The following is a 23,757-nucleotide window of genomic DNA, read 5'->3' on the forward strand; positions in this document are numbered from 1 at the left end:
CGCCGGAACGGCCGCCCCCCACTCCAGGGGGGCGGCCGTTCCGGCGTTTCGCGGGCTACTTGCCCGTACTCACGAGTTCCCGTTCTCCGTCACTCCCGCCCCCGTCGCTCCCGCCTCCGGCGGACTCGCGGCGGTTGCGCAGGATGGACGACCCCAGGGCGAGGCCGATGAAGGCGACACCGATCAGGCCGGTGACGATCTCCGGGATGTGGTACTCGATGCCGACCATCAGGATCACGGCCAGCGCGCCGATCGCGTAGTGCGCGCCGTGCTCCAGGTAGACGTAGTCGTCCAGGGTGCCCTTGCGGACCAGGAAGACGGTCAGCGAGCGGATGTACATCGCGCCGATACCGAGGCCCAGGGTGATCTGGAAGATGTCGCTGGAGATGGCGAACGCACCGACCACGCCGTCGAAGGAGAACGACGCGTCGAGCACCTCCAGGTACATGAAGAGGAAGAACGCGGCCCTGCCGCCCACCTGGACGATGGACTTGCCGCCCTTCTCGGCGGCCTCCTCCTTCTCGACCTCCTCCTCCAGGCCCGACTCGAAGACCGAGGAGAGCCCGTTGACGGAGAGGTAGGTGACCAGGCCGAGCACCCCGGCGAGCAGCACCGTCTCGGCGTGCTCCCCGGCGAAGAAGTTGGACGCCAGCAGCAGGGTGACCAGGGCGACGACGGTGGAGAAGGCCTCCAGCTTGCCGACCTTCTCCAGCGGACGCTCGATCCAGGCCAGCCAGTTGTAGTCCTTCTCCTCGAAGATGAAGTCGAGGAAGATCATCAGCAGGAAGACGCCACCGAAGGCCGCGATGGCCGGGTTGGCCATTTCCAGGTACTGGGCGTAGGTGTGGCCCTCGTAGGTCTTGTCACTGTGCAGCGCGAGGTCGATGACCGTCGCCGGGTTGAGGTGCGCGGTGAGACCGACGACCAGCAGCGGGAAGATCAGCCGCATACCGAAGACGGCGATCAGCACGCCGATGGTGAGGAAGATCTTCTGCCAGTACGGGTTCATCCGCTTCAACACCGTGGCGTTGACCACCGCGTTGTCGAACGAGAGGGAGATCTCCAGGATGGAGAGGATCAGCACGATGCCGAATCCCTCGGCTCCCCAGAGCAGGCCGGCGGCGATCAGGCCTGCGATGGTGATCGCGAATGACCAGCCGAATGTGCGGAGGAACACGGGACTTGGTTACCTTTCGGGTTCATGGCGTCAAGGACGTCGGGTACGTCCGACACGGCGAATGCGTCGAACGCGACGATCGCGGCCTTTACTGTACGTTTACGCCGAAATCGAGGGCAATGCCCCGCAGGCCCGAGGCGTAGCCCTGACCCACCGCGCGGAACTTCCACTCGCCGGCGTACCGGTACAGCTCACCGAAGATCATCGCGGTCTCGCTGGACGCGTCCTCGGAGAGGTCGTAGCGGGCGATCTCCTGCCCGTCCAGGGAGTTGACCACCCGGATGTAGGCGTTGCGCACCTGGCCGAAGTTCTGCAGGCGCGAGTCGGCGTCGTAGATCGAGACCGGGAAGACCACCTTGTCGATCTGCGGCGGCACGAGGTCCAGATTGACCAGCACGACCTCGTCGTCGCCGTCGCCGTCACCGGTGAGGTTGTCACCGGTGTGTTCGACCGAGCCCTCGGGGCTCTTCAGGTTGTTGTAGAAGACGAAGTACTCGTCACCGACCACCCGACCGCCCGAGCAGAGCAGCGCGCTCGCGTCGAGGTCGAACGGCGCGCCGGTCGTGGACCGGGCGTCCCAGCCGAGACCGATCTGCACCTGTGTCAGATTCGGCGCGGCCTTCGTGAGCGAGACATTCCCACCCTTGGCGAGCGTGACACTCATGACTTGTCGTTCCTCCCTTGCCTCCCGGGGCGCATCTCAGGTCTATTCCCCCGCGACCCCGGCCGGCCCCTTCCGGCCGGCTGAACTTTCCTGAACTCCCATCCTTCCAGTGCGGCGGACCGGTTCGAAGCCGGGGCGCACGAAGCAGTCCGCACGGCTCCGGACACGGAACGCGCGCGGCTCCGGACACGGAACGGCGCCCCGAACGCGAACGGCCGGGGCGGCCGCCGGTGCCCTCGCACCCGCGGCCGCCCCGGCCTGCGCTGTCCCGTCGGGGCCGTCACCGGCCCCGCCCCGGCTCAGACGTTGACGCCGAAGTCCTGGGCGATCCCGCGCAGGCCGGAGGCGTAGCCCTGGCCGATGGCGCGGAACTTCCACTCGACGCCGTTGCGGTAGAGCTCGCCGAAGACCATCGCCGTCTCGGTGGAGGCGTCCTCGGAGAGGTCGTACCGGGCCAGCTCCTTGTTGTCCGCCTGGTTCACCACGCGGATGAAGGCGTTGCGGACCTGGCCGAAGTTCTGCGTACGGTTCTCGGCGTCGTAGATCGAGACCGGGAAGACGATCTTCTCCACGTCGGCCGGCACGGTGGCCAGGTTGACCTTGATCTGCTCGTCGTCGCCCTCGCCCTCACCGGTGAGGTTGTCACCGGTGTGCTCGACGGAGCCGTCGGGGCTCTTCAGGTTGTTGAAGAAGACGAAGTTGCCGTCCAGGCCGACCCTGCCCTGGTCGTTGCAGAGCAGCGCACTGGCGTCCAGGTCGAAATCCGTGCCCGTGGTGGTGCGGACGTCCCAGCCAAGGCCGACGATCACGGCGGTCAGGCCCGGGGCCTCCTTGGTGAGCGAGACATTGCCGCCCTTGCTCAGGCTGACACCCACTTGTCCTCCAAGAGTCGGGAGGCACGCCCTGGTGCCCCCGTGGTGCGGTTCAAGGCTCCGGGGCGATTCACCGCCGGGCCTCTGACCAGCCAACGGACCGATCGTAGTGCCGGGTTCCCGTCCGCGTGAGCGAACGGGTCCGACATGGCCACCGAACCGCATCCGAGTCCTGTCCGCATCGCACGCGAAGCGCACCCGAAGCGGACCGCAACCGCGCCCCGAACCGGACCGGAACCGCGCCGGCCCCGCCCGAACCGCACCCCCGAACCGCGCCGCACCTGCACCGCACCCGCACCGTGGCCCCGTCCGGCCCCGCCCGAGGGGCTCAGAGCGCGCCGAGGACCTTCAGGTACTCCTGCTCGTCACGGGCGTCCGGCAGGCCGTTCACGACGCTCCAGCGGACGACGCCGGCCTTGTCGATCACGAAGGTGCCCCGGACGGCGCAGCCCTTCTCCTCGTCGAAGACGCCGTAGGCGCGCGAGACCTCGCCGTGCGGCCAGAAGTCGGAGAGCAGCGGGAAGTCCAGGCCCTCCTGGTCGGCGAAGATCCGCTGGCTGAACGGCGAGTCGTTGGAGAGGCCGAGGACCTGCACCTCGTCGTTCTGCAGGCGCGGCAGCTCCTTCTGGATCGCGCAGACCTCGCCGGTGCAGACGCCGGTGAAGGCGAACGGGTAGAACACCAGGACGACGTTCTTCTCGCCCCGGAAGTCGGAGAGCCGGACCAGCTCGCCGTGCTGGTTCTTCAGCTCGAAGTCCGGAGCCTCGGTGCCGATCTCGATGGCCATGGTGGGACCTTTCTGACGCGAAGGGGCCGCGCCCCGCGGGCGCGACGAGCGCCATCCTCGCATTCGTCGGTACCGGTTCGGCCGGACGGGTGACGGCCGCGCCGTCCGGGGCCACCGCTTTCGCCCTGGGCGAACAACCTGCTGGTCAGGGCCTCCGGTCGGAACGCCAAAAGGACCGGGCCCCGCCGGAGGATGCTCCGGCGGGGCCCGGTCAGGCCCGTCAGGGGGTGCTCAGCGCTTGCCCGGCCTGGCCGTGGACTTGGTTGCCAGGCGGGTCGCCGCCCAGTCCTTGGCGACCGCGATCGAGCTGGTCTGGGAAAGGCCTGCGGTCTTGGCCGCGTCGGCGATGTCCGAGGCCTCGATGTGGCCGTCCCGACCGGTCTTCGGGGTCAACAGCCAGATCAGGCCGCCCTCGGCCAGGTATTCCAGGGCGTCGACGAGGGAGTCGGTGAGGTCCCCGTCGTCGTCGCGGTGCCACAGCAGGACAGCGTCGGCGACGTCGTCGTAGTCCTCGTCGACGAGATCCGTACCGGTGATCTCCTCGATGCCCTCTCGGAGATCCTGGTCAGTGTCTTCGTCGAACCCCAGCTCCTGGATGATCTGGCCCTCATCGAAGCCAAGACGAGCTGCCGGGTTGGACTTGTCCGCGGGGTCCGCGGTCGCGCTCACGGGAATAACCTCCAGTATTCGGCTCGGCATCCATGCCGAGGCTGTGGCCGTAGTCCACACGGGAGCGGCGGTTCGCGCAAGTACCCGACCCCCGATCCCCTCCAAAGGTTGACGTGTCACACGGGGACACGCCGTGCGATGTGTCGCGAATCACACCGATTTGCCCTTCTCTGCGTAGGACAAGGATGCTTCGGGTGGTCCCGGTCCACAGGCCGTACGCACGCCCGAGATGCGAACGGCATTCGGGTCCGCGCGTGCGCGGGCGTAGAGTCTCCTGTTGGCCCTCACCCCGGCCGTCCGCCATCGGACGGACGGGCAACCAGGTCGGACCACCTCTTTTCGTAACACCCGGAGGCGCGCGGCCCGGACGATGCTGTCCGAACCGCACACCTCCAGACCGCTCCTTCTGTCAGGGAGAGCGGTTACCGATCGGTAGAGATGACGGATCTCCGAGCGCGGTAGCACGATGGAGGCGGCGCGACACACCTCAGTTTCGACCGACAGTGAAGGAACAGCGTGGCTTCCGGATCCGATCGCAACCCGATCATCATTGGCGGCCTTCCGAGTCAGGTCCCGGACTTCGATCCCGAGGAGACCGCGGAATGGCTGGAGTCGCTCGATGCGGCCATCGACGAGCGGGGGCGCGAGCGTGCGCGCTACCTGATGCTGCGGCTGATCGAGCGCGCCCGCGAGAAGCGTGTCGCCGTGCCCGAGATGCGCAGCACGGACTACGTCAACACCATCGCCACCAAGGACGAGCCGTTCTTCCCCGGTAACGAGGAGATCGAGCGCAAGATCCTCAACGCGACCCGCTGGAACGCCGCGGTGATGGTCTCCCGGGCGCAGCGCCCGGGCATCGGCGTCGGTGGCCACATCGCCACCTTCGCCTCCTCCGCGTCGCTCTACGACGTCGGCTTCAACTACTTCTTCCGCGGCAAGGACGCCGAGGGCGAGTCGGGCGACCAGATCTTCTTCCAGGGCCACGCCTCCCCCGGCATCTACGCCCGGGCGTTCCTGCTGGACCGGCTCACCGAGCAGCAGCTCGACGCCTTCCGCCAGGAGAAGTCGAAGGCCCCGTACGGCCTCTCCAGCTACCCGCACCCGCGGCTGATGCCGGACTTCTGGGAGTTCCCGACCGTCTCGATGGGCCTCGGCCCGCTCGGCGCGATCTACCAGGCCCGGATGAACCGCTACCTGGAGCACCGCGGGATCAAGGACACCTCCGACTCGCAGGTCTACGCCTTCCTCGGCGACGGCGAGATGGACGAGCCCGAGTCGCTCGGTCAGCTGTCCCTGGCCGCCCGCGAGGGCCTGGACAACCTGACCTTCGTGGTCAACTGCAACCTGCAGCGCCTCGACGGCCCGGTCCGCGGCAACGGCAAGATCATCCAGGAGCTGGAGTCGCAGTTCCGCGGTGCCGGCTGGAACGTGATCAAGCTCGTCTGGGACCGCAGCTGGGACCCGCTGCTCGCGCAGGACCGCGACGGCGTCCTGGTCAACAAGCTGAACACCACGGTGGACGGCCAGTTCCAGACCTACGCGACCGAGTCCGGCGCGTACATCCGCGACAGCTTCTTCGGCGGCGACCTGCGGCTGCGCAAGATGGTCGAGTCGATGACCGACCAGCAGATCCAGCACCTGGGCCGTGGCGGCCACGACCACCGCAAGATCTACGCGGCGTTCAAGGCGGCCCGCGAGCACAAGGGCCAGCCGACGGTCATCCTCGCCCAGACCGTCAAGGGCTGGACGCTGGGCCCCAACTTCGAGGGCCGCAACGCCACCCACCAGATGAAGAAGCTGACGGTCGAGGACCTGAAGCGCTTCCGCGACCGGCTGCACCTGCCGATCACCGACAAGCAGCTCGAAGAGGGCTACCCGCCCTACTACCACCCGGGCCGCGACTCCGAAGAGATCCAGTACATGCACGACCGCCGCCAGGAGCTGGGCGGCTACGTGCCGACCCGCAAGGTGCGGCCGCGCAAGCTGGAGCTGCCGGGCGACGACGCGTACAAGGCGGTCAAGAAGGGCTCGGGCAACCAGACCATCGCCACCACCATGGCGTTCGTCCGGGTGCTCAAGGACCTCATGCGGGACAAGGGCATCGGCAACCGCTTCGTGCCGATCGCGCCCGACGAGTACCGCACCTTCGGCATGGACTCGCTGTTCCCGTCGGCGAAGATCTACAACCCGCTGGGCCAGACCTACGAGTCGGTCGACCGCGACCTGCTGCTCGCGTACAAGGAGTCGCCGACCGGGCAGATGCTGCACGACGGCATCTCCGAGGCCGGCTGCACCGCCTCGCTGATCGCCGCGGGTTCGGCCTACGCCACCCACGGCGAGCCGCTGATCCCGGTGTACGTCTTCTACTCGATGTTCGGGTTCCAGCGCACCGGCGACCAGTTCTGGCAGATGGCCGACCAGCTGGCCCGCGGCTTCGTGATCGGCGCCACCGCCGGCCGCACCACCCTGACCGGTGAGGGTCTGCAGCACGCCGACGGTCACTCGCACCTGCTGGCCTCGACCAACCCCGGCGTCGTCGCGTACGACCCGGCGTACGGCTTCGAGATCGCGCACATCGTCCAGGACGGTCTTCGTCGGATGTACGGCTCCAGCGCCGAACACCCGAACGGCGAGGACGTGTTCTACTACATGACCGTCTACAACGAGCCGATCAAGATGCCGGCCGAGCCGGAGAACGTCGACGTCGACGGCATCCTCAAGGGTCTGCACCGGTACGCGCCCGGCACCGCCGGCCAGATCCCGGCCCAGATCCTCGCCTCCGGCGTGGCCGTGCCGTGGGCCCTGGAGGCCCAGCGCATCCTCGCCGAGGAGTGGAACGTCAAGGCCGACGTCTGGTCCGCGACCTCCTGGAACGAGCTGCGCCGCGACGCGGTGGAGGCCGAGGAGTTCAACCTGCTGCACCCCGAGGAGCAGCAGCGCGTCCCGTACGTGACCCAGAAGCTCCAGGGCGCCGAGGGCCCGTTCGTCGCCGTGTCCGACTGGATGCGCGCGGTGCCGGACCAGATCGCCCGCTGGGTTCCGGGCCAGTACCAGTCGCTGGGCGCCGACGGCTTCGGCTTCGCCGACACCCGTGGCGCGGCCCGTCGCTTCTTCCACATCGACGCGCAGTCGGTCGTGCTGAGCGTGCTCACCGAGCTCGCCAAGCAGGGCAAGGTCGACCGCAGCGCGCTGAAGGACGCGATCGACCGCTACCAGCTGCTGGACGTGGCGGCGGCGGACCCGGGCGCCGCCGGCGGCGAGGCCTGAGTGCCTGACCGGTCCTGAGGGCCGGCCCTCCCCGCCCGGGGAGGGCCGGCCCTTCGCGCTTTCCGCGTGATGCCGGTCACATCCGCTTGAACCTCACACCGGTGTCAGCTCCTAGGCTCGTCACGACGAACCGGACCAGTCCAGGAGGGTCTCCGATGAACGCCGTCCACCCCGAGCCCGCCGCCGGCGGCAACGACTACAACCGCCAGGTGATCGACGAGTTCCGCACTTCGGCGGGTACGGTCGGCGGCGACTTCGCCGGCAAGAACCTGCTGCTGCTCACCACGCGCGGCCGGCAGAGCGGTGAGCCGCGCACCACCCCGCTGGTCTACCTGCGCGACGGCGGGCGGGTGGTCGTCTTCGCCCTGAACGGCGGCGCCCCCGCCGACCCGCTCTGGTACCGCAACCTCGCGGCCGCCCCCGAGGTCACGGTCGAACTCGGCGCCGACCGCTTCGCGGCGCACGCCGTCCCGGTCGATCCGGACGATCACGAGGACCTCTGGGCCCGGCAGATCTCCGTCGAACCGCTCTTCGCCGACTTCCGGGCCCGCACCAGCCGTACCGTCCCCCTGGTGGAGCTCCGCCCCGCCGCCTGAGTCCGGCCCGGCTCCCTCTTAACCTTCCCGAGAGTCCCGCTTAAGGTGGGACCGCGGGAGGCAAGGGGAGGGGGCCGGTTCCGTGCGCACACCGAGGACGGGGGCCTTCACCCTCGCGGTCCTGGTCGGGCTGACGGCGGGGGGCCTGGTCTGGCAGCTCTTACCGACCCCGGACGAACTCGGGCGGCCGTCGGTGGCCCTGCCCGCCCCGGACCGGCCGCCGACCGGTCTGCTGCCCGTGCCCGTGCCTTCGCCGGCGCCCGCGCCCGGCCCCGGGTCCGTGCCCCTGCCGCAGGATCCGGCGGGCCCGGTGCTCCCGGTGGGCCCGGTGGAACAAGCGCCGGAGCCGCCCGGGTCCGACGGGGCCGGCAAGTCCGCCTCGACCGCCGCGCCCACCCGCCCGCTGAGCGCGGGCCTCGCCGGCGCGCCGGCCGCCGCAGCGACCGCGACGCCGCCCGCCGCCCTCCCGAACACCTCGCCAACCGCTCCGGCCCCGCAGGTGCCGCGGGTCCCCGCGGCACCGACCGCCCCTCCGGCACCCCCGCCGCCTCCGGAGGCCCCGGCCACGGAGCCCGGCACCGGGGCCTCCGGTCCGGAGGAGGCGTTCACCGTCGAGTCCTCCCCCGGGGTTCCCCCGCCCGCGGCCGTCCTCCCCCCGCCCGCACCGGCCCCCGGGGGCGGCGGCCATCACCTGGCGCCCACCCCGCCGTCACTCGCCCCCGGCATCGCGCAGGTGCCCGAGGGCCAGGCCGAGGAGGAGTACTGGCGCGCCCAGGAGGAGGTCTGGGCGAAGGCCGAGGAGGCCTGGCGCCGGGCCGAGGCCGAACCGCCCTCCTGACCCCCGCCCCGGACACCCGAGCGGCCCCGGACTCGACGGAGTCCGGGGCCGCTCGTCGAAGGACGACGTCAGACGGTGATCACACGCGGCTCGTCGAGTCCGTCCACCTGGCCGGCCGCCTGGCACAGCTTGGGGATGTGCGAGGCGTCCGAGGTGACCAGCCGCACCGGAGGCTCGGACAGCGCGGCGGTGGCCACCACGAGCGCGTCGACCAGGCACTCGTGCCCGTCCAGCCCGGAGGTGTCGAGCAGTTCACCGGCCGCCTCGATCACCCGCTCCGACACCGGGGCGATCGTGTACCGGGCCAGGAGGAACCTCAGCCGGTCACCCACGCGCCCGGTTCGGCGAACCTCCAGTGGCGTGACGGCACTGACGACCACCGGGGCCGAGTCCCGCTCGGCCGCGCCGATCAGCGCGGCCACGCGACTGTCGCGCTCGGCGTCCAGCGAAAGCGCCTGGGCGTCGAGCACTACCGTCCCGCAACGGCGCGGGGAGGCCTTGGCCCTGGTCAGGCGCTGGCGGCCCATGCTTCCTCCGCCCATTGCCGGTCGGCGTCGGTGATGTGGCCGTGGGCCTCGTTGTCCTCCACGACCTCACGCAACTTGGCCATCGCCACCCAGTGTTCAAGAGCCTCCGCCACCACTGCGGAGAACCCGTTCCTGTCCGTGCGCTGTTCCACCTCGGCGGCGAGATCGGCCGGGAGCGAGATCGACCGTCTGACGGCGAGGGGCGTTTCCGGAGTCAGTTCAGCAACCATGGGCGAAGGGTAACACCGCGCGTGTCAATAACTCAAAGTGTTCATGTGACCGCATGTAGTACACGTAAGCGACCCCGGGCTCGACGGAGTCCGGGGTCGCTCGGGCGTGCGGGGGTGGGTCAGATGTGCACGGCGGGGCCGGCGTCGGTGGAGCCGCGGCGGGTCAGGAGGCCCAGGAGCGCGGCGGCGAAGGCGACCACGGCCGCGACCGCGAAGGCGAGCGACATGCCGCTGACGAACGAGTCGTGGACGGCGCCGGCCATCGCGTCGACCGCCTGCTGGGGGGTGCCGGCCGGAGCGGGCGGGGCGATGCCGAGCTGGGCGGCCTGGTTGAGGCCCTCGGACTGGGCGGGGTCGACCGGGGGCAGCCCCGCCTTCGCCCAGTTGCCCGGCAGCACGTCGGTGACCTTGGCGGCCATCAGCGCGCCCAGCACCGCGGTGCCGAGACTTCCGCCGACCTGCATCGCGGACTGCTGGAGACCGCCGGCCACGCCGGAGAGCTCCATCGGGGCGTTGCCGACGATGACCTCGGTGGCGCCCACCATGACCGGACTGATGCCCAGGCCCATCAGGACGAACCAGAGCGCCATCGCACCGTTGCCGGAGCCCGCGTCCAGGGTGGACATGCCGATCATCGCGGTGGTGGTGATCAGCATGCCGGCCACGATCGGGATGCGCGGTCCGAGCTTGCCGATCGCCACGCCGGCCACCGGCGAACCGATGATCATCATGCCGGTCATCGGCAGCAGGTGGACGCCGGCCTCGACGGGCGACATGCCGTGCACGTTCTGCAGGTAGAAGGTGACGAAGAAGATCGCGCCGAAGAACGCGAAGGCCATCAGCACCATCAGCAGGGTGCCGGCCGACAGCGGCAGCGAGCGGAACAGGCTGAGCGGGATCAGCGGCTCCCGGGCCACCCGCTGCCAGAGCGCGAACAGCGTCATCAGCACGACGGCGCCACCCAGGAAGAGCACGGTGGAGAGGTCGCCCCAGCCCCACTCGGGGGCCTTGATGATGCCGAAGACCAGCGCGAACATCGCCACCGAGAGCAGCACGATGCCGGGGACGTCGAAGGACTTGGCGGCGTTCTCGGCGCGGACGTCCTTGAGGATCCACAGGCCGAGGGCCAGCGCGATCAGGCCGACCGGGATGTTGATGAAGAACACCGACTCCCAGTTGACGTGCTCGACCAGCAGGCCGCCGACGATCGGGCCGGCCGCGGTGGAGGCGCCGATCACCCCGCCCCAGATGCCGATGGCCATGTTGAGCTTCTCGGCCGGGAAGGCCCCGCGCAGCAGGCCGAGCGCGGCGGGCTGGAGCAGCGCGCCGAACAGGCCCTGGAGGACGCGGAACGCGATCACCGTCTGGATGTTCCCGGCGAATCCGATCGCCGCCGAGGTGGCGGCGAAGCCGACCGCGCCGACCAGGAAGGTGTTCTTGTGGCCGAACCGGTCACCGATCTTGCCGGCGGTGATCAGGAAGACCGCGAGGGCGAGCAGGTAACCGCTGGTGACCCACTGGATCTCGGAGGGGGCGGCCTTGAGGTCGGCCTGGATCACCGGGTTGGCGATCGCCACGATGGTGCCGTCCAGGGCGACCATCATCACGCCGACGGCGACGGTGAGCAGGGTCAGCCAGGGGTGCCCCTGGAGGCCCTTCCCGGCGGACGGCACGGGCGGCCGCGCGTCGGCCTTCGTGCTCTTGACGGCGGACTGGCTCATCTGGGCCCTCCGTGGGCTGGCTGGGGGCGGACGTGGGCGTGGCGCCCCGGCCCAACCCGTCCCCACGAGTGCCCGGCCCGACGGACGCCACTCCGGCAGATTATGTCAGCGACTGACATTCGGCAAACACTGACTTCTGGCTCCGGCTGACATTTGTCAGACCGATAGAGTTGGGCTTTACACCCCAGCCGCGTCACCGTCCGGAGGACACCCCGCCATGGCCGCTCAGCCCGCACTCCCCGCCACCGCCCCGGCCGGCCGGGCTCCCGGCGACCCGGAGCCGGAGCCCGGCCCGGGACTGCGCGAGCGCAAGAAACGCCGCACCCGGGACGCGCTGATCGAGGCGGCCCACCAGCTCTTCCTCAGCCAGGGCTTCGCCCGGACCACCGTCGACGAGATCGCCGCCGCCGTCGACGTCTCGCAGCGCACCTTCTTCCGGTACTTCGCCAACAAGGACGAGGTCGCCCTCGCCGTCCTCGCCGACGCCGAGGACTACTTCATCGACCGGCTCCGGAACCGCCCCGCCGACGAGAACCCGCTGCAGGCACTGCGCGCCGCGATCGTCGAGTCCTGGCGCGAGCTCGGCTCCCCGGACCGCACCGGACCCGGTTCGGTGACCAGCGCGCTGGAGCTGATCCGGATGATCGAGGACACCCCCACCCTGCTCGCCGCGCACCTGCGCCGGGTCACCGACCAGGAACGGGTGGTCACCCGGGTGATCGCCGAGCGCGAGAACCTCGACCCCGCCGAGGACCTGCGGCCCGCCGTGATGGCCGCCGTCTTCGGCAGCGTGCTGCGCGCCGCCCACCTGTCCTGGACCGCCGACCAGGAGGTGGACGGCCCGGAGGGCATGATCGCCCTGATCGGCCGCCACTTCGACCAGCTCGGCCCCGCCCTGGCCGGCGACTGGCGGCACTGAGGACCGGCCCCGGCCGCACCGGGTCGCACCGGGGTCGCACCTGGTCATACCGGGGTACTACTCCCGGCCCCGGCAGGGCCCGAAAGGTCTGCCCACGGTCCGACGACGGGCGGGTGGCGCGACTCCTAGGCTGGCCCGCGATGAAGACGCTCAGCAAGGCCTCCGCCCGGGCCCACGCCCTCCGCCTGCTCGGAACGCTCCGGCACAACCTCAGCACGCCCACCGGCGGGCACACCCCCCTGCTCGGGGACTCCCCGCGCGCCTGGGTGCGACGGCTGCCGTACGTGGTCGCCCTCCTCCTCCAGACCTCGCTGATCCCCACCGGCATCACCGTCCTGACCGGCTCCTACGACCTGGTCCTGCCCGTCGCCGCCGCACTCACCGTCGCCCAGACCGCCCCGCTGGTGCTGGCGGTCGCCCGGCCGCTGCCCGCCTGGTGGATCAGCGCGGGCGCCCTCGTCGCCACCGCCGCCGTCACCGCGCGCCACGACCACACCGGCGGCACCTGGCCGTGGACGGCGCCGATGATCCTGGCCTACCTCTTCCTGCTGATCGCGCTCGCCCTGCGGGAGAGCCGGGCCACCCTGGTCTCGGTCTGGGTCGCCACCGTGCTGCTCACCGGCCTCACCCTCACCCTCGGCCTGCCGCGCGGCGGCGACGGCACCACCGTGCTCCTGGTCGCGCTCAGCGGCGCCGTCCTGCTGCTCGGCTGGTCGGTCCGGGACCGGGCCGAGGCCCGGCGGCTGCTCGTCGTGCAGGAGCACATCAGCGAGGCCGAACGCGAACGGCGGACCCTGCTGGAGGAGCGCGCCCGGATCGCCCGGGAGCTGCACGACGTGGTCGCCCACCACATGTCGGTGATCGCCGTGCAGGCGGCCAGCGCGCCGTACCGGATACCCGGCGTACCGGCCGACGCCGCCGAGGAGTTCACCGCGATCGCCGGCACCGCGCGCGAGTCGCTGGCGGAGATGCGACGGCTGCTCGGCGTGCTGCGCAGCGAGGATTCGGGCGCCGAGAGGGCGCCGCAGCCGGGTGTCGGTCAGCTCGTCCAGCTGGTCGAGACGGTCCGCCGGGCGGGGGTGGCGGCCGAGCTGACGGTCGACCCGGAACTGGCCGACGCGCTGCCGCCCGCCGTCGACCTCTCCGTCTACCGGATCGTCCAGGAGGCACTGGCCAACGTGGTCCGGCACGCCCCGGGCGCCGGCGCCTGGGTCTCGCTGACCGCCACGGACGCGTCCCTGCTGGTCACGGTGGTGAACGCGGCCCCGCCCGAGCGGGCGGAGTCGCTGGAGGCCTCGGTCGAGGGCACCGGCCAGGGACTGGTCGGGATGCGCGAGCGGGTCCGGCTGCTGGACGGCCGGCTGGACACCGGGCCGCTGCCGGACGGCGGCTTCAAGGTGGCCGCCGTCCTGCCGCTCGACGGCCTGACGGATACTCGGTCCGCCGGCACTGCGCCGGCCCAGCCGTAGGACCGGCTGCACGACGACCGGAAGAGCACCGCATGACCATCCGCGTGATCATCGTCGACGACCAGGCGATGGTGCGGGCGGGTTTCGCCGCCCTGCTCAACGCCCAGAGCGACATCGACGTGGTGGGCGACGCGGCGGACGGCGCGCAGGCCCTGGAGGTGACCGGCCGGACCCATCCCGACGTGGTGCTGATGGACGTCCGGATGCCCGTGATGGACGGGCTGGAGGCGGCCCGCCGGCTGCTCGCCCCGGCCGTGCCCGGCGCGCACCGCCCGAAGGTCCTGATGCTCACCACCTTCGACGTCGACGACTACGTCTACGAGGCGCTGCGGGCCGGGGCGAGCGGCTTCCTGCTGAAGGACGCGCCCCCGGCCGACCTGATCGCGGCCGTCCGGGTGGTCGCGGCCGGCGAGGCACTGCTCGCCCCCTCGGTGACCCGGCGGCTGATCGAGGACTTCGCCCGGACCAGGCCGGCCAAGCGCCGCGACCCGAAGCTGCGGCTCAACGGACTGACCCCGCGTGAGACCGAGGTACTGGAGCTGATCGCCCGCGGCCTCTCCAACCAGGAGATCGCCGCCCGGCTGGTGCTCGCCGAACAGACCGTCAAGACCCACATCGGCCGCATCCTGGCCAAGCTCGACCTGCGCGACCGCGCCCAGGCGGTCGTCCTCGCCTACGAGTCCGGCCTGGTGACGCCCGGCCAGTAGGGTCCGCCCCCGCCCCCGTGGTGGGGAAAACCTCAGTGATACCCGGGTAGCACCCGGGAGTTGGCCCTGCGGAGTGACGTCCGCAGGGCCGTCGCATTCCTACCGTCCTCCCCGTCGACGTCGAACGGACGAGGGAGAGAACGGACATGCGGCAGCAGCCAAGCCAGCAGCCCGGCCAGGGGCGTACCCGGCAGCGCGCCGAGCGGAGGCCCCGGCGGATCCGGCGGACGGTCGCCGCCGCCGGGCTGGCACTGGCCGCCGTCCTCGGCGCGGGCGGCTGGGCCGCCGCCGACGGCCAGCAGGCCGTGACCGGCCCCCCGCCCGGCACCGCCGCCTGGGTCGCGGACACCACGCTCGGGCTCCGGCTGCCCGACCCGGCCACCGCCGCCCCGGCCGAGGTGGCCGCCTTCTTCGACCGGCTGCCGGCCGCGGCCCGGGAGTCGCTGGCCGTCCGCCACCCGCTGGTGGTCGGCAACCTGGACGGCGCGCCGGTCCGGCTCCGCTACCGGGCCAACGAGGCGGCGCTCGCCGAGGAACTCGGGCGTGAACTGGCCCGCGCCACCGACCCGTCGCTCACCCCGCAGGACCACACCGCCGCCCGGGAGCGCGCCGCGCGGTACCGCACGCTGCTCGACGGGGTGCGGGACGGCGGCCGCCGGTTCCTCGCCTTCGACCCGCGCGGCCGGGGCCAGATCGCCGAGGTGTACGGCGACCTGGCCACCGCCCGCCGGACGGCGGTCGTCGTCCCCGGCTCCGACATCGACCTGCGCACCTTCGACCGCGCCGGTGACCCGTACGGAACCCCGGCCGGCATGGCCCGCGCGCTGCACGGGGCGACCGGCGGGGGTACGGCCGTGATCGCCTGGGCCGGCTACACCACTCCGGTCGGGGTGGGCCCGGACGCCGCCACCGAGACGCTGGCCGAGGCCGGCGCCGGGCGGCTGGGCCGGCTGCTCGACGGACTCGCCGTCACCACCCGCCCGGACGCGCCGGCCACGGTGTTCTGCCACAGCTACGGCTCGGTGGTCTGCGGGCTGGCCCGGCCGGGCCCGGAACAGGCCTCGGGGGTGGTGGTCCTCGCCTCGCCGGGCCTGGGGGTCGACTCGGCCGCCGACCTCGACCCGCGGGTGCCGCTCTGGGCGGTCGAGCGGAACGACTCGGACTGGATCGGCCACGTGCCCTACGTCCGGTTCCTCGGTCTCGGTCACGGCGCCGATCCGACCGGGCCGGAATTCGGCGCCCGCCCGCTGCCGGCCACCGGCGCACACGGCCACACCGGCTACTTCGCGCCGGGCACCGCCTCGCTGGCCGCCTTCACCGCCGTCGCACTCGGCCGCTGACCCGGGCCGACCGCACCCGGGCCGACCGCACCCGGCCGGCCGCACCGGCCGCCGACCCCGGCCGCCGCCCGCACGTGCAACCGCACGGCCGCCGCCCGCACCCGGGCCGCCCCGCCGCCACCCCGCCCCTTCGCCACACCCGCGAACGGAGACCCCGTCATGCCCAGCCCGCTCACCGCCCTGCGCCGGGCCGCCCACCAGGTGGACACCCGCACCCCCGAGACCCGCGACCGGGCCCTCGACGGCCTGCGCGCCCTCGCCCTGCTCGCCGTACCGGTCGGCCACTGGCTGCTCGGCGGCTTCACCCTCTCCTCCGACGGCGCGCTGCACAACGCCAGCCCGCTCTCCTCCCCCGCGCTCGGGTTCTTCGCACCGGCCAGCTGGATGCTCCAGATGCTCGGCGTGTTCTTCCTGGTCGGCGGCCACTCCGCGGTGCACTCGCTGGAGCGGGCCCGCGCCAAGGGCGTGGGCAACGCCCGCTGGCTGCGCGGCCGGGCCGTCCGGCTGCTCCGCCCGGTGCTCGGGGTGACGGCCGTCTGGGCGCTGCTGATCCCGGTGCTGCGGCACCTCGGCGTCCCCGCCGACACCGTCCGGACCGGGTCGACGCTGGTGGTGCAGCCCCTCTGGTACATCGGCGTCTACCTGGGCCTGACCGCGCTCACCCCGCTCTGCGTGGCCGCCGCCCGGCGGCTGGGCGGCTGGTCGGCGGGCGTCCTCCTGGCCGCCGTCGCCGTGGTCGACGTGCTCCGGTACGGGCCGTGGGCCGAGGCGGTGCCGTCCTGGGTCGGGCTGCTGAACATCCTGCCGGGCTGGCTCTTCGGCTACCAGCTCGGCGTGCTCTGGGCGCGCGGCCGGCTGAGCCGTCCGGCCGGCCGCCTGCTGCTGCTCGGCGGCGGCGCGCTGTTCGCCGCGCTGCTGCTGTTCTGGCACTACCCGGCCAGCATGGTCGGGGTGCCGGGCGCCGAGCGGACCAACTCCCACCCGCCGTCCCTGCTGGTGCTGGCGCTGGCCTCGGTGCAGTGCGGCGCCGCGGTGCTGCTGCGCGAGCGGCTCGGCCGGCTGCTGACCCGGCGTCCGCTGCTCTGGCTGCCGGTGGTGGCGGTCAACCTGTCGGCGATGACGATCTTCTGCTGGCACCAGAGCGCCATGCTGGCCGTCGCGGTGCCCGGCGCGGCCGTCCTGGGCGAGGTGCCGGGGCTGACCGTGGCGCCGGACTCGCTCGGCTGGGTGGCCGTCAGGCTGGCGCTGCTGCCGCTGTTCGGGGCCGCGTTGATCGGGATCGGGTGGTTCACCCGGCGGTTCGACGGACCGTGGACGGCCTTCTCCCGGCCCGTCAAGGCGGTGGCCGGAGCAGGGGCGGCGTTCTTCGCCGCGTACGCGCTGGGCGTGGTCTGAACGCCCCGGCGGTCGGAGCGAGGGCGGGGCGTGGGCCGGTGCGGTCCACGCCCCGCTCGTGTGCCCGCCACCGCGCCGGACCGGTCGTTCCACGCCGTCCGGTGCCGCCCCGCACCGGCCCGCTCCGCCCGCAGCCGACGCGCCGTCACCCACTTGCGACACGCACACGCCGAACGCAGTGCATCCGCATGCGAACCACCACGCACTGTGATGTTCTGTGACGGTCGGCGACCATTCGTGCGCCCGCGACCGCCACGGCCGTCCCCCCGCGCCGTTCGCCCCCGATGCCCCGATGTCCCCCTCACTCCTTACCTCCCACGTTTTCGAGGAGTTCCATGTCCCTGTCCCTGCCGCGGCCCACCGGCCGGCCGCGGACCCGCCGGCGGCACTCCGCCGTCGTCGCCACCGCCGTGGTCTGCGCGCTGACCACCGGCACCGTCCTGACCGCCGCCGGCCCGGCCGCCGCCCTGGTCGGCACCCACGGCTCCGGCCACCACGACCCGGCCGGCGCCGACGCCCCGGCCGGTACCGCCCCGCGCATCACCGACCCCCGCGTGCAGGCCGAACTGCGGGACGACGAGGTCGCCGCGCTCGGCCAGGAGCACGCCGAGGAGCACGCCGGTGCGCGGGCGGCCATGCGCGGCGTCGGCGAGTACCCGCAGACCACCCGCACCAACCGGCTCAAGGCCCTGACGGACTCCCAGGCAACCCTCAACGCCGCCTTCGACCCGGCCGTCTTCGGCGCGTTCAAGGCGTACTTCCCGTCCCCCGACTTCGCCGCCCACATCGCCATGCTGCCGACCGGCAAGGTGCTGCTGTTCTCCTTCGAACGGATCGAGACCAACCCGGAGAAGGAACCCGCCCCCACCCAGACCATCGGCAAGGAGAACGCCGGGCGCGCCTACCTCTGGGACCCGGCCAAGGGCTCCGGCGCCGATTCGTTCACCAAGGTCACCCCGCCGGTGATCGACATGCCGGACGGCCTCGGCGAGCTGCGCCCGGCGCCGTTCTTCTGCGCCGGCCACTCCTTCCTCCCCAACGGCATGCTCGGCGTCTTCGGCGGCAACCTCGGCGGGAACGGCGGCACCGGCGCCAAGCTGTCGCTGATCTTCGACCCCTGGACCGAGACCTGGACCCGCAACCCCGACATGTCGGTCGGCCGCTGGTACCCGTCGGTGGTCACCGGCGCGGACGGCCGGCAGCTGATCATGTCCGGCCAGTCCGAGCTGGGCTGGGGCACCCCGACACCGGTGGTCGAGCGGTTCCCGGCCAAGTCCTACCCGGTGCCCTCCCTCAAGACCGACACCCCGAGGAACACCCCGGTCGACCGCTTCAAGGCCGACGCCCCGTTCAGCCTGGACTACCCGCACCTGTTCTCGCTGCGCGACGGCAACGTCTACGCCTTCGGCCGCCACCCGGACGAGCAGTGGGTCTTCGACCCGGTCAACGAGACCCGCCGCGACCTCCTCGCCCGCCCGGACGGCCGCAAGCGCGGCTACGGCTCGGCCGTCCCCCTCCCCGGCGGCCCCAACGGCCCGGAGGCCACGCTGTTCCTCGGCGGCGACCGGGACAACCCGAGCACCCTGCGCTTCTCCAACGGCAACTGGACCGCCGAGAAGTCCCGCGCCTTCGGCCGCACCCAGGACGACACCCTGCTGCTCCCCAACGGCACGCTGCTGACGGTCAACGGCGCCTACGACATCCGCGACTACGGCAACGGCCCGTACAACCCGAACGCCGACCTCAAGTACCGGCAGACGGAGCTGCGCGACGCCCAGGGCAACTGGAAGCTCGGCCCGGTCCAGCGGCTGCCGCGCGGCTACCACTCCAACGCCGTGGTGCTCCCGGACGGCCGCATCATGGTGACCGGCGACGAGCTCCAGCAGCTCGCCAACGACCCGGACATCACGGACAACATGAACGGCAGCATCGAGATCTACGAGCCCGCCTACCTCCACCAGGGCAACCGTCCGTCGATCGACCGGGCCCCGACCACGGCGGTCGGCTACGACAAGAACTTCCTCGTCACCACCACCACGCCCGGACTCGTCTCCAAGGCCGTGCTGCTCTCGCCCACCACCGCGACCCACTCGGTCAACACCAGCCAGCGCCACCTCGAACTGCGGGTCACCAGCCGGGCCGGCAACCGTCTGGAGCTCCAGGCCCCGCCGGACGCCAAGGCGGCGCCGCCCGGCTGGTACATGCTCTTCCTGCTCAACGACCAGGGCGTGCCCTCCGTCGCCAAGTGGGTGCAGCTCAGCTCCTCGGCCTGACCCGACGACCTCCCACGCGCGACGAGGAGAACAACCCCCATGACCACGGCAACGGATCTGAGACTCCGCGAGAGCGACGAGATCCAGGGCGACATCGTCGCCGGCTTCAAGAAGGACAACGTCACCCTGCTGTTCCTCAAGTTCGAGGACGCCGCCCGGGCCCGCGACTGGCTGCGCCGGCTCGCCCCGCAGATCGCCACCACCCGCCAGGTCGCCGGCTTCAACGCGGCCTTCAGCGAGGCCCGCAAGTCCTCGGGCGGCGACGACCCCCGGACGCTCCGGGCCACCTGGCTGGGCCTCAGCCTGACCTACGAGGGCATGCGTCAGCTCTCCGCGACCGACCCGTTCCCGCAGGGAGCGCCGCCCGGCACCGGCCTGGAGGCGTTCAAGGAGGGATCGGCCAAGCGGGCCGGCGCGCTCGGCGACACCGGCGACAACTCCCCGGAGAACTGGCTGTTCGGGAACGGGAAGAGCCAGCCGGTGCACGCGGTGCTGACGATCGCCTCGGACACCGAGGAGGACCTGAGGACCACCGTCGAGGCGCAGCGCGAGGCCGCCGCCACCGACCGGATCGTGATCGTGTTCCAGCAGAACGCCCAGACCCTGAAGGGCAGCCGCCGCGGCAAGGAGCACTTCGGTTTCAAGGACGGCATCAGCGAGCCCGGCGTCCGCTTCTTCGACCAGCCCGACCCGAACCGGCCCGAGGAGGTCCAGGGACACCCGGGCACCCGGATCGTCCCGGCCGGCGAGTTCGTGGTCGGCGAGCAGCCGGCCCCCGGCAGCGCCACCGAGTTCCCCGAGTGGGCCCGCAACGGCTCCTTCCAGGTGGTCCGCCGGCTGTCCCAGGACGTGCCCGGCTGGTGGGCCCAGGTCTCGGTCAAGCTGAAAGAGCTCAAGCAGGCCAAGGCCGTCCCGGAGTCCGCCACCGCCGAGTGGCTGGCCGCCCGGCTGGTCGGCCGCTGGCGCTCCGGCGCGCCGGTCTGCAAGCACCAGGACCGGGACGTCCCGAACGACCCGGCGGCCTCGTCCGACAACGACTTCGACTTCCGGGACGACCTGGAGGGCCTGGCCACCCCGCTCTTCTCCCACCTGCGCAAGACCAGCCCGCGGGCCGGCCTGCAGGCGCCCGACCCGAGCGTGCCGCCGCTCGACGCCCGGGACCTGGACGGCCGGCGGATCATCCGGCGCGGCGCGCCGTACGGGTACCCGTTCGACCCGGCCTCCGAGGGCCCGGGCGGTCCGGACGACCCGCGCGGCCTGCTCTTCGTCTGCTACCAGGCCGACATCGCCCGGCAGTTCGAGTTCATCCAGGCCGACTGGATGGACCAGCCGGACTTCCCGCCCGGCCGCAACCCGGAGCCCGGCAAGGACCCGGTGACCCAGCAGGCCGACCAGGTCGACTTCGAGAGCCGCGGCTCGGACGGCGCGGTCAGGCACACGCCCCTGAGCTTCCAGCAGTTCGTCCAGACCCAGGGCTCGGTCTACGCCTTCGCGCCGTCGATCAGCACCCTGAAGGCGCTCTGCGACGGGCGGCTCACCGGCCAGGGCAGCACCCAGGGCCAGCAGGGCCAGCAGGGCCAGCAGGGCCAGAACCAGGGCGGCACCCAGACCCAGTACCAGCAGGGCCAGCAGGGCGGCCAGACCTCCCCGCAGTCCGGCCGGGCGTACCCGTGCGACGAGATCGTCGCCGTCCCGGACCGGTGGCGGCGCGGCGGGCAGAGCGAGTTCTGGGTCTGCCACGGCGACCGGTACCGGAAGATCTCGGTCTCCGACGGCACCGGCGCCGACCGGGTGGTCAAGGGCGACGGACGGCTGAGCGGCCACTCCTGTCTCCAGGGCATCGCCCGGCTCGACTGCGTGCTGCCGATGCCCGACCTGCAGAACCCCGGCGGCAAGAGCTGGTACTGGGTGTTCCACAGCAGCGGCGGACGCCAGCAGTACCGGGCCGTCTCGCTCACCTGCGGCAGCACCCACGCCGGCACGCTGGAGCGGCCGGACCGCGACCTCACCTCCTGGGGCTCGCTGAAGGGCGTCGGCCAGGTCGACTGCTTCCTCCCGGTGCCCGACCAGCAGCGGGTCAGCGGGAAGAGCTGGTACTGGGTGTTCCACACCACCGGCGGGCGCCAGCAGTACCGGCTGATCTCGGTGGCCGACGGCGCCGCGCACACCGACGTGCTGGAGCGCACCGACCGCGAACTCTCCCAGTGGGGCTCGCTGAACGGCGTCGGCAAGGTGGACTGCTTCCTCCCGGTGCCCGACCAGCAGCGGGTCGGCGGCAAGAGCGAGTACTGGGTGTTCCACGGCGACACCTACCGCCGGATCTCGGTGGCCGACGGCAGCGGCCACCCGGACCGCCTGGTCGGCGGCGACCGTTCCTGCTCCGGCTGGAACTCGCTGAGCTGACCCGGGCCGCCCCTCCCGGGCGGCCGTCCCGTCCGCCCCCCGGCGCCCACCCGGCGCCGGGGGGCGGACTGTCGCACCCCTGCCCTACTCTGCGGCCATGGTGACCTTCGACGAGTTCCGGGCGATGGCCCTCGCCCTGCCGCAGGCGACGCAGCAGCCCACGTGGGAGACCGAGACCCTCCGGGTGGACTCGAAGATCTTCGCGATGGGCTCCCCGGACGGCGACTCCGTCACCGTCAAGGCCTCCCGGGAGGACCAGGCCGAGCTGCTCGCCGCCGAGCCGGAGGTCTTCTCCAGCGCCCCGTACGTCGGGCGGCACGGCTGGGTGAGCGTCCGGCTGGACCTGGTCGACCGGGACGAGCTGCGGGACCTGCTGACCGAGGCCTGGCGGCGCGCCGCGCCCAAGCGGCTGGTCCGGGAGTTCGGCGCCGGGCCGGAGTCCGGGCCGGCGGAGCCGGCGCGGGCGAAGGGGAGGCCGAAGTCGACGGGCGGAGGCGACGCATAGCCTGAACGAGTGACGCCCGTCCGGTCATCTCCGGTTCATGTGATCCATCCCACAGTTTAAGGTGCACCCACTCCTCTCCCGGGCCCCTAGGCTTGCGCTGGAAGTTGGCAGTCGTACCACCCTTCGGGCCCCGCCCGCGGATCGGTGACGGGACTCTCAGGGAGTTGAGGCGATGCGCCGTCGGCGGTGGAAGCATGTCCTGATCGGTGCCTTCGCGGGCTGCGCGGTACTCGCCGACGCGGGCGCGGCGGCAGCGCAAGCCGCTGCCGCCACCGAACAGTTGGCCATCTCCACACCACCGGCCGGCAGTCTCGCCTGGGTCGAGGACCACTCCTACGGGCACGACCTCCCCGACCCGGCCACCACCACTGCGGCCACCGCGGCCGAGTTCTTCGCCGGGCTCGGCCAGGCCGAGCTGAACCGGCTGGTCTCGGCGTACCCGCTGGTGGTCGGCAACTTCGACGGCGCCCCGCTCGCCCTGCGCTACCGGGCCAACCGGGTGGCACTGGCCGCCGAGCGCGACCGTGCCCGGGCCCGCGCCGCCGACCCGGACCTCGACTCCGACCTGCACGCGCTGGCGGTCTCCCGCGCCAACGACGTCGAGAGCCTGCTCGCCCCCGAGCGGCAGATCCTCGCCTTCGACCCGCGCGGCCGCGGCCTGCTGACCGAGGTCTGGGGCGACCTCGCCTCGGCCGACCGGGTCTCGGTGATCGTCCCCGGCTCGGACGCCGACCTCGGCCACTTCGACCAGGCGGTCGAGCCGCTCCGCTCCCCCGCCGGGATGGCCCGCGCGCTGTACGCGGAGGAGCACCGGCAGTCCCCGGGCGCCCGGACCGCGGTGGTCGCGTGGACCGGTTACGTCACGCCGTCCGGCCTCGGCCCGGACGCCGTCACCTCCCGGCTCGCCGACGTCGGGGCGCCGCGACTGCGGCGACTGCTCGCCGGGCTCCGGGAGACGACCCGGCCGCAGGCCCCGCCCGCGCTGTTCTGCCACTCCTACGGATCGGTGGTCTGCGGCACCGCCGCGCCCGACATCCCCCGGGCCGCCGCCTCACCCTCCGACACCTCCGGGATCACCGACGTCGTGGTGTTCGGCTCCCCCGGCATGGGTGTGGAGAGCACCTCGGAGCTGGGCGCCGGAGTGCACGTCTGGGCCACCCGCAACGAGAGCGACTGGATCGGCAACGTGCCGTACCTGGAGTTCGGCGGGCTCGGCCACGGCGCCGACCCGACCTCGGCGGACTTCGGCTCCGAGCACGTGTCCTCGGCCCGCTCCGCCGGTCACAACGGCTACTTCACCCCCGACACCGACAGCCTGCACAACTTCGCGGCCGTCGCGCTCGGCGACTACCAGAACGTGGTCCGCCCGACGGCCGGCGCCTGACGGCGGTCGGGGTG

At 72.3% G+C, this 23,757-nt stretch carries 20 protein-coding genes; 12 read left to right on the top strand and 8 right to left on the bottom strand.

Features of this window, described 5'->3' with window-relative positions:
- Window positions 1–55: 55 nt before the first annotated feature.
- The 5 genes from ACFWIC_RS18355 to ACFWIC_RS18375 all read right to left on the bottom strand — a co-directional run bounded on the left by ACFWIC_RS18355 (window position 56) and on the right by ACFWIC_RS18375 (window position 4,169).
- Window positions 56–1,177 carry a DUF475 domain-containing protein gene (locus tag ACFWIC_RS18355; RefSeq protein WP_329878961.1) on the bottom strand — a complete coding sequence of 374 codons (1,122 nt, stop codon included), beginning with the start codon at window positions 1,175–1,177 and terminating at the stop codon, window positions 56–58.
- Between the two features lie 88 nt (window positions 1,178–1,265).
- On the bottom strand, window positions 1,266–1,841 hold the full coding sequence (locus ACFWIC_RS18360; protein WP_329878962.1) for a TerD family protein: 576 nt from the start codon (window positions 1,839–1,841) through the stop codon (window positions 1,266–1,268).
- A gap of 299 nt (window positions 1,842–2,140) precedes the next feature.
- Window positions 2,141–2,716: a TerD family protein gene (locus ACFWIC_RS18365; protein ID WP_329878963.1), complete on the bottom strand. Its 576-nt coding sequence runs from the start codon at window positions 2,714–2,716 to the stop codon at window positions 2,141–2,143.
- Between the two features lie 325 nt (window positions 2,717–3,041).
- Window positions 3,042–3,500 carry a peroxiredoxin gene (locus tag ACFWIC_RS18370; protein WP_355402872.1) on the bottom strand — a complete coding sequence of 153 codons (459 nt, stop codon included), beginning with the start codon at window positions 3,498–3,500 and terminating at the stop codon, window positions 3,042–3,044.
- Window positions 3,501–3,731: 231 nt separating this feature from the next.
- A complete protein-coding gene (locus ACFWIC_RS18375; protein WP_329878965.1) occupies window positions 3,732–4,169 on the bottom strand; it encodes a DUF3052 domain-containing protein in 438 nt (145 codons plus the stop codon).
- A gap of 516 nt (window positions 4,170–4,685) precedes the next feature.
- On the opposite strand from ACFWIC_RS18375, the gene aceE reads away from it, so the two are divergent.
- The 3 genes from aceE (at window position 4,686) to ACFWIC_RS18390 (ending at window position 8,870) form a co-directional block, all read left to right on the top strand.
- Entirely contained in the window at window positions 4,686–7,436 is a 2,751-nt protein-coding gene (gene aceE / locus ACFWIC_RS18380; RefSeq protein WP_329878966.1) for a pyruvate dehydrogenase (acetyl-transferring), homodimeric type, read from the top strand.
- Between the two features lie 155 nt (window positions 7,437–7,591).
- Window positions 7,592–8,032 carry a nitroreductase family deazaflavin-dependent oxidoreductase gene (locus ACFWIC_RS18385; RefSeq protein WP_329878967.1) on the top strand — a complete coding sequence of 147 codons (441 nt, stop codon included), beginning with the start codon at window positions 7,592–7,594 and terminating at the stop codon, window positions 8,030–8,032.
- Between the two features lie 82 nt (window positions 8,033–8,114).
- Window positions 8,115–8,870 carry a hypothetical protein gene (locus tag ACFWIC_RS18390; protein ID WP_380519404.1) on the top strand — a complete coding sequence of 252 codons (756 nt, stop codon included), beginning with the start codon at window positions 8,115–8,117 and terminating at the stop codon, window positions 8,868–8,870.
- Between the two features lie 68 nt (window positions 8,871–8,938).
- Here the strand turns inward: ACFWIC_RS18390 and ACFWIC_RS18395 are convergent, their stop codons facing one another.
- The 3 genes from ACFWIC_RS18395 to ACFWIC_RS18405 form a co-directional block, all read right to left on the bottom strand.
- Window positions 8,939–9,397 (bottom strand): DNA-binding protein, encoded by a 459-nt coding sequence (locus tag ACFWIC_RS18395; RefSeq protein ID WP_329951547.1) that lies wholly within the window; start codon window positions 9,395–9,397, stop codon window positions 8,939–8,941.
- Window positions 9,379–9,627 carry a hypothetical protein gene (locus tag ACFWIC_RS18400; RefSeq protein ID WP_329878970.1) on the bottom strand — a complete coding sequence of 83 codons (249 nt, stop codon included), beginning with the start codon at window positions 9,625–9,627 and terminating at the stop codon, window positions 9,379–9,381. Before ACFWIC_RS18400 ends, ACFWIC_RS18395 begins: the two co-directional genes overlap by 19 nt.
- Window positions 9,628–9,746: 119 nt before the next feature.
- The gene (locus ACFWIC_RS18405) at window positions 9,747–11,348 is read right to left on the bottom strand and encodes an MFS transporter (RefSeq protein WP_329951546.1); all 1,602 of its coding nucleotides are present in this window, start codon (window positions 11,346–11,348) and stop codon (window positions 9,747–9,749) included.
- A gap of 217 nt (window positions 11,349–11,565) precedes the next feature.
- Here ACFWIC_RS18405 and ACFWIC_RS18410 point away from each other — a divergent pair, with 217 nt between their 5' ends.
- From ACFWIC_RS18410 to ACFWIC_RS18450, 9 genes are all read left to right on the top strand, one after another.
- Window positions 11,566–12,267: a TetR family transcriptional regulator gene (locus ACFWIC_RS18410; RefSeq protein WP_329878972.1), complete on the top strand. Its 702-nt coding sequence runs from the start codon at window positions 11,566–11,568 to the stop codon at window positions 12,265–12,267.
- Window positions 12,268–12,407: 140 nt separating this feature from the next.
- Window positions 12,408–13,736: a sensor histidine kinase gene (locus ACFWIC_RS18415; protein WP_329951545.1), complete on the top strand. Its 1,329-nt coding sequence runs from the start codon at window positions 12,408–12,410 to the stop codon at window positions 13,734–13,736.
- 32 nt (window positions 13,737–13,768) lie between these two features.
- Window positions 13,769–14,443, top strand: a complete 675-nt coding sequence (locus ACFWIC_RS18420) for a response regulator transcription factor (protein WP_329878974.1) — start codon at window positions 13,769–13,771, stop codon at window positions 14,441–14,443.
- 146 nt (window positions 14,444–14,589) lie between these two features.
- Window positions 14,590–15,783, top strand: coding sequence for an alpha/beta hydrolase (locus tag ACFWIC_RS18425; protein ID WP_380519407.1), 1,194 nt, complete (start codon window positions 14,590–14,592; stop codon window positions 15,781–15,783).
- A 159-nt stretch (window positions 15,784–15,942) separates the two neighbouring features.
- Window positions 15,943–17,178: an acyltransferase gene (locus ACFWIC_RS18430; protein ID WP_380519409.1), complete on the top strand. Its 1,236-nt coding sequence runs from the start codon at window positions 15,943–15,945 to the stop codon at window positions 17,176–17,178.
- Window positions 17,179–17,513: 335 nt separating this feature from the next.
- Window positions 17,514–19,451 carry a galactose oxidase-like domain-containing protein gene (locus tag ACFWIC_RS18435; RefSeq protein WP_380519411.1) on the top strand — a complete coding sequence of 646 codons (1,938 nt, stop codon included), beginning with the start codon at window positions 17,514–17,516 and terminating at the stop codon, window positions 19,449–19,451.
- A gap of 39 nt (window positions 19,452–19,490) precedes the next feature.
- Complete coding sequence (locus tag ACFWIC_RS18440; protein WP_380519413.1) at window positions 19,491–21,854, top strand: Dyp-type peroxidase; 2,364 nt, start codon at window positions 19,491–19,493, stop codon at window positions 21,852–21,854.
- 97 nt (window positions 21,855–21,951) lie between these two features.
- Complete coding sequence (locus ACFWIC_RS18445) at window positions 21,952–22,359, top strand: MmcQ/YjbR family DNA-binding protein (protein WP_329878979.1); 408 nt, start codon at window positions 21,952–21,954, stop codon at window positions 22,357–22,359.
- A 172-nt stretch (window positions 22,360–22,531) separates the two neighbouring features.
- Window positions 22,532–23,743 (top strand): alpha/beta hydrolase, encoded by a 1,212-nt coding sequence (locus ACFWIC_RS18450; RefSeq protein WP_380519415.1) that lies wholly within the window; start codon window positions 22,532–22,534, stop codon window positions 23,741–23,743.
- Window positions 23,744–23,757 lie beyond the last annotated feature (14 nt).

The sequence above is a fragment of the Kitasatospora sp. NPDC127035 genome (genome assembly GCF_042726075.1).
GTDB lineage: Bacteria > Actinomycetota > Actinomycetes > Streptomycetales > Streptomycetaceae > Kitasatospora.

Bases quoted from the DNA above. Each gene is read 5' to 3' on its own strand.
- ACFWIC_RS18360 (WP_329878962.1), bottom strand. From the start codon at position 1,841: ATGAGTGTCACGCTCGCCAAGGGTGGGAATGTCTCGCTCACGAAGGCC.
- ACFWIC_RS18370 (WP_355402872.1), bottom strand. From the start codon at position 3,500: ATGGCCATCGAGATCGGCACCGAGGCTCCGGACTTCGAGCTGAAGAAC.
- ACFWIC_RS18385 (WP_329878967.1), top strand. From the start codon at position 7,592: ATGAACGCCGTCCACCCCGAGCCCGCCGCCGGCGGCAACGACTACAAC.
- ACFWIC_RS18395 (WP_329951547.1), bottom strand. From the start codon at position 9,397: ATGGGCCGCCAGCGCCTGACCAGGGCCAAGGCCTCCCCGCGCCGTTGC.
- ACFWIC_RS18400 (WP_329878970.1), bottom strand. From the start codon at position 9,627: ATGGTTGCTGAACTGACTCCGGAAACGCCCCTCGCCGTCAGACGGTCG.
- ACFWIC_RS18405 (WP_329951546.1), bottom strand. From the start codon at position 11,348: ATGAGCCAGTCCGCCGTCAAGAGCACGAAGGCCGACGCGCGGCCGCCC.
- ACFWIC_RS18410 (WP_329878972.1), top strand. From the start codon at position 11,566: ATGGCCGCTCAGCCCGCACTCCCCGCCACCGCCCCGGCCGGCCGGGCT.
- ACFWIC_RS18415 (WP_329951545.1), top strand. From the start codon at position 12,408: ATGAAGACGCTCAGCAAGGCCTCCGCCCGGGCCCACGCCCTCCGCCTG.
- ACFWIC_RS18420 (WP_329878974.1), top strand. From the start codon at position 13,769: ATGACCATCCGCGTGATCATCGTCGACGACCAGGCGATGGTGCGGGCG.
- ACFWIC_RS18425 (WP_380519407.1), top strand. From the start codon at position 14,590: ATGCGGCAGCAGCCAAGCCAGCAGCCCGGCCAGGGGCGTACCCGGCAG.
- ACFWIC_RS18430 (WP_380519409.1), top strand. From the start codon at position 15,943: ATGCCCAGCCCGCTCACCGCCCTGCGCCGGGCCGCCCACCAGGTGGAC.
- ACFWIC_RS18435 (WP_380519411.1), top strand. From the start codon at position 17,514: ATGTCCCTGTCCCTGCCGCGGCCCACCGGCCGGCCGCGGACCCGCCGG.
- ACFWIC_RS18440 (WP_380519413.1), top strand. From the start codon at position 19,491: ATGACCACGGCAACGGATCTGAGACTCCGCGAGAGCGACGAGATCCAG.
- ACFWIC_RS18445 (WP_329878979.1), top strand. From the start codon at position 21,952: ATGGTGACCTTCGACGAGTTCCGGGCGATGGCCCTCGCCCTGCCGCAG.
- ACFWIC_RS18450 (WP_380519415.1), top strand. From the start codon at position 22,532: ATGCGCCGTCGGCGGTGGAAGCATGTCCTGATCGGTGCCTTCGCGGGC.